Raw genomic sequence first — 808 nt, forward strand, 5'->3', positions numbered from 1 at the left:
GGCGGTGGGAGACCGGCAGGTGGTGGGCGGTGTGGGCGCGGGTTGGACGCTGAACCGATGGGTCGCCCTGGAGGTGGATACCCGGACGGCGTGGACTCGCTCGCCCGACGTGGAGGCGGCCCGCACGGTGTGGTCCGCGACGCTGGGACTGACGGTCCAGAAAACGGGTATCCTCTGAGGCTCCCGCCATGGCGAAGCTCATCCTCCTGTCCGTCCTCGTTGCCACCATCGCGCTGCCCGGAGCGGCCGCGCGCGATGCGCATCCCTGGCGGGGGATGAAGAAGGCCATCCTGTGGGTGGCCCTCTTCAACATGGCGTACGCATATGGCGTGCTCGTCCTCGTGCCCAAGTATGGGTTCGGGTGAGGGAAGGAAAGGCGTCAGACGTGATGGAGCTCCAACAGCTCACCGTCCTCCTCGTGGAGGACTCTCCGATGTTCCGCGTCATGCTGCGTGACATGCTCCAGCAGATGGGCGTGAAGAACGTGGTGGAGCAGCCCAACGGCAAGGCCGCCATGGAGTACCTGGCGAGCGGCGAGCTCAAGCCGGACCTCGTGTGCCTGGACCTGACGTTGCCGGACGTGTCCGGCTACGACGTCTGCGAACACATCCGCCGCACGCCCGCCATCGCGCACGTGCCGGTGTTGATGGTGAGCGCGCGCAACCTGCCGGAGGACAAGGCCTACGCGGAAGAGGCCGGCGCCAACGGCTACCTGGGCAAGCCCTTCACGCCCGAGGAGCTGGAGAAGCGCGTGCGTCAGGTGCTCAAGGCCTCGGTTCCCCGGACCAGCGCGTGACCACGCCCGCCC

Annotated in this window: 3 protein-coding genes; all 3 read left to right on the plus strand. The window is 67.8% G+C overall.

Features of this window, described 5'->3' with window-relative positions; translation table 11 throughout:
- Positions 1-4: 4 nt before the first annotated feature.
- Genes D7X32_RS48035 through epsW form a run of 3 tightly spaced genes read left to right on the plus strand, consistent with a single transcriptional unit; the run spans position 5 to position 796 of the window.
- Positions 5-178, plus strand: a complete 174-nt coding sequence (locus D7X32_RS48035) for a hypothetical protein (protein ID WP_497463405.1) — start codon at positions 5-7, stop codon at positions 176-178.
- Positions 179-188: 10 nt separating this feature from the next.
- Entirely contained in the window at positions 189-365 is a 177-nt protein-coding gene (locus D7X32_RS46100) for a hypothetical protein (RefSeq protein WP_167506575.1), read from the plus strand.
- A gap of 23 nt (positions 366-388) precedes the next feature.
- On the plus strand, positions 389-796 hold the full coding sequence (epsW, locus tag D7X32_RS44540) for an exopolysaccharide biosynthesis response regulator EpsW (protein WP_120608488.1): 408 nt from the start codon (positions 389-391) through the stop codon (positions 794-796).
- The last annotated feature ends 12 nt before the right edge of the window (positions 797-808 follow it).

This window comes from Corallococcus carmarthensis (assembly GCF_003611695.1).
Classification (GTDB): Bacteria; Myxococcota; Myxococcia; order Myxococcales; family Myxococcaceae; genus Corallococcus; species Corallococcus carmarthensis.

Coding starts and splice junctions, on each gene's coding strand:
- D7X32_RS46100 (WP_167506575.1), top strand. CDS start 189: ATGGCGAAGCTCATCCTCCTGTCCGTCCTCGTTGCCACCATCGCGCTG.
- epsW (WP_120608488.1), top strand. CDS start 389: ATGGAGCTCCAACAGCTCACCGTCCTCCTCGTGGAGGACTCTCCGATG.